General features: G+C 63.7%; 6 protein-coding genes, 1 tRNA gene and 2 pseudogenes. 6 read left to right on the top strand and 3 right to left on the bottom strand.

The genetic code is table 11. From position 1 onward, the window contains the following. Positions 1 to 217 precede the first annotated feature (217 nt). The 4 genes and pseudogenes from CDN38_RS31760 to CDN38_RS11450 all read left to right on the top strand — a co-directional run. Positions 218 to 403 (top strand): annotated as a pseudogene (locus CDN38_RS31760) (recombinase family protein); the annotation flags it as partial. Positions 404 to 451: 48 nt separating this feature from the next. Continuing rightward, on the top strand, positions 452 to 625 hold the full coding sequence (locus CDN38_RS31755; protein WP_267888321.1) for a recombinase family protein: 174 nt from the start codon (positions 452 to 454) through the stop codon (positions 623 to 625). A 152-nt stretch (positions 626 to 777) separates the two neighbouring features. Then, on the top strand, positions 778 to 2163 hold the full coding sequence (locus CDN38_RS11455; RefSeq protein WP_306316090.1) for a tyrosine-type recombinase/integrase: 1386 nt from the start codon (positions 778 to 780) through the stop codon (positions 2161 to 2163). 148 nt (positions 2164 to 2311) lie between these two features. Further along, positions 2312 to 3034: a DNA methyltransferase gene (locus CDN38_RS11450; protein WP_075513580.1), complete on the top strand. Its 723-nt coding sequence runs from the start codon at positions 2312 to 2314 to the stop codon at positions 3032 to 3034. Here CDN38_RS11450 and CDN38_RS11445 read toward each other — a convergent pair. From CDN38_RS11445 to CDN38_RS11435, 3 genes are all read right to left on the bottom strand, one after another. Further along, positions 2972 to 3922, bottom strand: a complete 951-nt coding sequence (locus tag CDN38_RS11445) for a hypothetical protein (RefSeq protein WP_075513579.1) — start codon at positions 3920 to 3922, stop codon at positions 2972 to 2974. The genes CDN38_RS11450 and CDN38_RS11445 overlap by 63 nt on opposite strands. Positions 3923 to 4021: 99 nt before the next feature. After that, positions 4022 to 4095, bottom strand: a tRNA-Gly gene (locus CDN38_RS11440). 29 nt (positions 4096 to 4124) lie between these two features. Then, positions 4125 to 4880, bottom strand: coding sequence for a ZIP family metal transporter (locus tag CDN38_RS11435; protein ID WP_099318962.1), 756 nt, complete (start codon positions 4878 to 4880; stop codon positions 4125 to 4127). Between the two features lie 42 nt (positions 4881 to 4922). Here CDN38_RS11435 and pcp point away from each other — a divergent pair. Further along, positions 4923 to 5590, top strand: a pseudogene (gene pcp / locus CDN38_RS11430) (pyroglutamyl-peptidase I). Between the two features lie 119 nt (positions 5591 to 5709). Beyond that, on the top strand, positions 5710 to 6375 hold the full coding sequence (locus CDN38_RS11425; protein ID WP_082277432.1) for a VldE C-terminal domain-containing protein: 666 nt from the start codon (positions 5710 to 5712) through the stop codon (positions 6373 to 6375). Positions 6376 to 6411: the final 36 nt, after the last annotated feature.

Below are 6411 nucleotides of genomic sequence, written 5' to 3'. Positions count from 1 at the left end.
TCGGCGCCACCGGACTGGCCGCCCTGGCGATCAGCTGAGTCGCCTGCCGTTTCCCGGGCGGTTTGACGTGCGAGTCTGCATCCAGGGCATCCAGTCTGCCTCCAGAGCGCTTCGGACCGCGATTTCGTCGCCCTCAGCGCAGAATGAAAACCTAACCCGGTTCTGGCAGCGCCGGACCCGCGTGAACCGTTACTGACCCGCGCTCCTAGCACGTTCGGTCGGCCACGCCGTCGACATACTACAACTCGCAGAGCGACAAGGCTGGTCGCTGGTGGTGCTTGATCTGGGCATGGACTTGACCACGCCAGCGGGAGAAGCTATGGCGCACATGCTCGCAACGTTCGCGCAGTTCGAGCGACGCCTCATCAGTCAGCGCACCAAGGACACGCTCGCGGCACGCAAGCGGCGCGGAGAGCCGATTGGCCGGCCTCGGCTCGCGACGGCGGGCGTCGTGCGACGCATCGTGCTTGATCGCAACGCGGGCCTGAGCTTCGGCCGCATCGCCCGCGCCTTGGAGGCCGAGGGCATCCTCAGCCCGGCTGGCCGGCCAACATGGCAGGCATCGACCGTGCGCCTCATCTATCAGAGTGCCACCGCCACAATCGAATTAGAGCAAGCCTCATGAGCGGGTCCCCCGAAACAGGGGTAGGGGTGTGTTCTGGCGGGTTGCCCTCCCCGCGCGTCGTGCACAAATAATCCATCAATATTCAGCAAGGGAGCGAGGAGATGGCAGGTATTCAGAAGCGCGTACGTGCAAGTGGGACAACAACGTACGTTGTGCGTTGGTACACCCCCGACGGCGCGCAGCGCACAAAGGGCGGGTTCCGCACCTGCAAGGACGCTAAGGCGTTCGCCGCGAAGGCCGATGCCGAGATGTTGACGGGCATGGACTTCGACCCCGGCAAGGGCAAGATGGTGTTCCGCGACGCGGCGGCGCTCTGGCTGGAATCCCGCAAGGCCGACACACGCAACAATGCCGCGAACCACCGCTACGCCCTCGCCCCGGCCGCAACCCGACGCGGTGACGGTAAGACCCTCGGCATTGACGCGGTGTTCGGCGGTTACCCGCTCAACAAGTTAACCCGCGAGTACATCCAGGAGTGGGTGAACCGGCTGACCAACGCGGGCAAGAAGCCGTCCACCGTGCGGCACGCGTTCTGGACCGTGCGAATGGTGCTGGAGCAGGCTGTCGTTGATGGTCGGCTGGCGAAGAGCCCCGCCGAGTACATCAAGCTGCCCACCGAGACCGGCACCAACGGCGGCCAGCTGGGCGTGGTCGTGGATCGGGCGCAGTTCCTCACGCCCGCAGAGGTTTCGGCGCTCATCGGAGCGACGCCTTGGCCCTACAACTTCTTGGTGAACCTGGCGGCGTGGTCGGGTCTGCGCGCGGCGGAACTGGGCGGCCTCACTATCGCGAACGTCGAACTGCCGGACCCAGAGCTGAATCGGAACACCCCGGCGAAGCCAGGAGTGCTGCGAGTCGAGCAGGCCGCGCGGGCGAACGGTGCGGCCATCGAGTACGGCCCTCTCAAGACCAAGCAGAGCTATCGCCGGGTGCCGTTGTCTGCCGAGACGACCGAGTTGCTGCGGGACTACCTCGCGGAGCACCCGCGCAGGGATGAGCCGACAGCCCTGCTGTTTCCCGGTACGACGTTGACGCGGCCCCGGCCTACCGGCGTACCGGCGACCCCCGCCGCATCGGGAGCGGCGTCTACGGGCGCGCAAGACAAATCACCGAAAGCCACCGCGAAGGCTCGCGCACAACGGCAAGCGGAAGCCTTGGCCGAACTCACCGTGTCGGATGCCGAGAAGCAGTTGGTGCTCGACTGGACGACGCCGCTACGCCACGCGACGTTCTACAAGGCCGTCTACCGACCGGCGGTGCTGCGTGCCAATCGGCTGACGCTGACCGCGAAGCTTGACCCCGAGCAGTCGTTCCACTCGCTGCGCCATACGTACGCGAGCTTGTGCCTTGCGGCGGGCATCCGGCCCATCGACATCGCGGAGTTGATGGGGCACCGCGACGTCAAGACGACGCTGACCGTCTACGCGCACCTGATCAACACCGACGACCACACGGCGAACATGACCGCGCTCGGCGCACTCGCCGCCCCGGCGGCAGCGCCTAAGTACGGCAACAACGTGATTCCACTACACGGCTGAATCGGCCTGTGGATAACTCTCAAATCGAACAGATGTGCGAATAGACTTGGTTGCATCAACGCAACTCGCCGAGCATGAGCCTCCGACCAGCGGAGGACTTAGGGTGTGATCCTTAACGGCGAGTCTTGGAAGAGTGGGAGAGGGAGCAATGGCAGCTAGTGAGAAGCCCGCGCCAGGACACGTTCGGGGCAGCCGCAAGCAGCAGCAAGGGAAAGCCACAAACGATCTAGTCCTTTCGTCGCATCTTGGAGTCAACGCGGACCTGTTTCATCAGATTCTCGACCTGTACGTCAGTAAGGGTGCGACGGTCGCGGACGTGACTTACGGCTCGGGAGCGTTCTGGAAGAAAGTCAAGCGGGAGGACATCAGCCTCCTCGCGACCGACCTCGCGGATGGTGTTGACTGCCGGAAACTTCCATACGAGGACGGTTCAATCGACGCACTGGTCTTGGACCCGCCGTACATGCACACCCCCGGCCAAGGCGCCCATGTCGGGCACCAGAACTTCGAGACGTACTACCGGAACAACGCCACCGCCAACACCGGTGGGAGCAAGTACCACGAAGCGATACTGGACTTGTACTTTGCGGCCGGCAAAGAGGCGTCGCGAGTCCTCAAAGACGGCGGCATCTTCATCGTCAAATGCCAGGACGAAGTGTGTGCCAACAGGCAACGCCTCACTCACGTCGAGATCATCAATGAGTATGAGGGCTACGGGTTTCAGGCCGAGGACTTGTTTGTAGTGACGCGCCCGCACCGCCCAGGCCTAAGTCGGATGATCAGGCAACGTCATGCGCGGAAGAACCATTCATACTTCCTCGTCTTCTGGAAGGCCGACAAACGACGGCGGTGGCCCGGCCGCCTCGACTGAGCTCTGTACGGCAAGGTTGGGACGAACAATTTCGTCTGCCTCGTAGAAGAAGTCCGCGAACGGTTTGACTTCAAGGAACGGGTACTGGTCACGTAGTGCGCGGTACTTCTCCGGCACGTCGAAGTAATAGACGCGATGAAGCTGTGCGATGTACATCTGGTAAGCCATCCACTGCTTTGGAAGGCAAACTTCGGCAATCGAATTTGTCCTGGTTTGACGATTCGTCTCAGCGAGGACTACCAGCAACCCCCGGAAGCGGTTGACGCCGTGCATTCCGTCGAGTACACGTTGGTGCGCCCAGACCTGAATAACCCGCTCGCGCGTGGATGCCTTAATTGGCAGGTGAATTCGGCTCTTGTCCCGGCCTAGGTCGAATACAAAATCCGTGGGGAGCGAAACTTCGATGTCCAGAGTTGGCGCGACTACGGACTTGGTTGGCGACACGCCGAAGGTCGCAGCGACCAAGTGGCCCACGAAGTTCTCCAGGAAGGTGCCGGGCGACTTTTTGTCGTTGTCCTTTGTGACGTCGGTGCCAGCCGGGTACGAGATGGCCGCCGTGTACAGCGCTTCGTGAAGCTCGATGGGATCAGCCGGTACCTCACCGTTGATGATCTTGGTGATGGTCCGCAGCACCTCGTCGATGTTGTCGAGGAACAGAGCCTCGTTGATGCCGCGTGATGTGCGCGACCTCGGCGTAGTTTTCGTGAACGCGAAGTACTCCTTGCCGGGCACATTGGAAACGAGCGGAGACCGCGATGTGTCAGCCAGCAGTTCGAGCGATTGGGCGATGCAGTCGATCAACGCTTCGCTCACGGCGGGATGACCGAGACCGTGTGCTGCGGCCTGGTTCGATAGCTCGGTATAGCTCGGCTCCAACGGGGATGCCATCGCCGCAGTGTATGCGTCGGGCGCGTCAGCGTACGGGACCGTTACGGGACCGCGATCCGCTCGCGCCTCGGTCAAACGGATAAAACGCCCTGGTCAGATTGGAGCCGATGACGGGAATCGAACCCGCGTATTCAGCTTGGGAAGCTGATGTTCTGCCATTGAACTACATCGGCGTGGTTGCTTCAGAAGGCTAGCATCCGGGTCATTCCATCACTCCTAGGCAGTACAGGATCAAGAATCCGGCGAAAAACATCACCGCCATCCACGGCCGCTCCGGCGTCTCGTGCGCCTCGACCAGCAACTCCTCGACGACCAGCCACAGCAGCGCGGCGGCCGCGAAGGCCAACACGAGGGTGAGGACGCTCGCGCCCGCTCCGCCGAGCACCAGCGCACCCAGCACGGCCCCCGCCGCGGTGACCAGGCTGACGCCCCCGGTGATCACCGCGGCCCGGACCCGCGGCACCCCGGAGCCGGCCAGGCGCAGCGCCACCGTCAGCCCCAGGAATAGCACCTCGACCGTCAGCGCGATCGCGATGATGACCGCGGTACGCCGAGACACCGTGGCGCCGGTTGCGACGAGCAACCCGTCGATGAAGAGGTCGACGGCCACCACGGCGAGAAACCCGATGGGCAAGACGCCGCCAGAAAACTCGAGGTCGCCGGAACCCTCGTCGCCGTCGAAATGCCGAAGCCCGACCAGCACCGCGACGCCCGCGCTGAAGCCGACGACGATCAGCCAGAGCGAACCCCGGGCGCGCAGGTCCGGCAGCACCTCACCGGCCACTGCCGCCATGACCACTCCAGCGGCGAAATGTTGTACGCCGCTGACGAGTGCGGGCGACGGGCTCCGCACCACCGCGACCACCCCGCCGATGATCCCGGCGACAACGGGGAAGGCGACCAACGATGCGGCCGTCGTCACGATGCTGATGCCAACCTCCTGGGTTCGGTCGAAAATGTGTCATCGCGCAGGCGCGTGAACCGCAGATCAAGGAGCATCATGTCGCAGGTACTGGTCACCGGATTCGGAGCGTACGGCAACACGCCCGCCAACCCGGCACAGCACACCGCCGAGGCGCTGGACGGTCGTGTCATCGCCGGCGCCACGGTGACCGCCCGCATCGTTCCGAATGTGTTCTTCGAGTCGATCGCCGCAACGCAGCAGGCCATCGCCGATATTCGGCCGGAGGTGGTGGTCATGCTGGGCGAATATCCGGGGCGCGCCATGATCACTGTCGAGCGGCTCGCACAAAACGTCAATGATTGCGGGCGATACGGGCTTGCCGACAACGCCGGCACGGTTCTCGTCGGAGAGCAGACGGACCCGACCGGCCCCGTTGCCTACCATGCGACGGTCCCGATCCACGCCATGGTCATTGCGATGCGCGCGGCCGGCGTGCCGGCCGACATCTCCGACGCTGCCGGAACGTTCGTCTGCAATCACCTGATGTACGGCGTCTTGCATCACATCGCGAAGCACGGCCTGCCGATCCGCGCCGGCTGGATTCACCTGCCGTGCCTGCCCAGCGTTGCCGCCCTGGAGCACAACCTCGGCGCTCCGAGCATGTCCGTGGAAACAGCGGTCGCTGGGGTCGCGCCGGTATCGAGGCCGCCGTTCGACAATTGTCTGATATCGACAGGCCCGTCAGGTCTCGATTGCAGATCTGACATCAGTACTGGTAGCGGCGCCTTTGCCGGTGCCGTTCGATAAACCGCTGGTTTACGCAAAGAATAATTTCCTATATTGGGGGATGTTTATTGTTTCGTGATCTCGTAGAGTGCGTCAGGTGGGAAGGCACTCGTTGGCCCGGGAACGGCGAAGGTCGCCAGCAGTCCTGGCCGCGGTCGTGGGCCCTATCCTTGCCCCAGCTGCTGTTTTCTTCGCGGTGGCCGGAGATGTCGGTCCCCCTGGCGCGCGTGTTGTCGACCAGGTTGACGGACCCTGCTGCGTGGAGATAGTGGCTACTCCGCCGGCTTTGGTGTCGAGAATGCCTGGTAGCGAGGCGGGCATGAGTTTGGGAGGCGGCCAGTTCGCTGCGGCATCCCGGTGGCGGGTCGACACCCGGTCCCGGGCCCTGCCGCCAGGGGTTGCGCCAGAGCGGGGCCTTCAGGTCAAGACCATCCTGGTGGCTCGCAGTATCAGTGCGCTGTTCCCCGAGATCCACGAAATCGGCGGAGTTCGAGCGGACGCTTTGCGGTGGCATCCCAACGGTTTGGCGCTCGACGTGATGATTCCGGATCCGGGCAGCGCCGAAGGTATTGCGCTGGGTAATCAGATCGTCGGCTACGTGTTGCTGAACGCAAGCCGATTCGGCATACAGGATGCGATTTGGCGGGGCGTTTATTACACGCCCGAAGGCGCCCGCTCGGCCCGTGCCGGCCATGACGATCACGTCCACATCACCACCACCGGCGGCGGTTACCCGACCGGTGAGGAAATCTACCTGCGCTGAGCTCTGCGCCAGCCGGCTGAGCCCCCCGCCGCTGAG

This window comes from Mycobacterium ostraviense (assembly GCF_002705925.1).
GTDB classification, from domain to species: domain Bacteria; phylum Actinomycetota; class Actinomycetes; order Mycobacteriales; family Mycobacteriaceae; genus Mycobacterium; species Mycobacterium ostraviense.
Note: the sequence above shows the minus strand (reverse complement) of the source record. Positions and strands in the feature narration are given on the sequence as shown.

What these genes read in the sequence shown, in the direction of transcription:
- CDN38_RS11450 (WP_075513580.1), top strand. Translation starts at nt 2,312, where the DNA reads ATGGCAGCTAGTGAGAAGCCCGCGCCAGGACACGTTCGGGGCAGCCGC.
- CDN38_RS11445 (WP_075513579.1), bottom strand. Translation starts at nt 3,922, where the DNA reads ATGGCATCCCCGTTGGAGCCGAGCTATACCGAGCTATCGAACCAGGCC.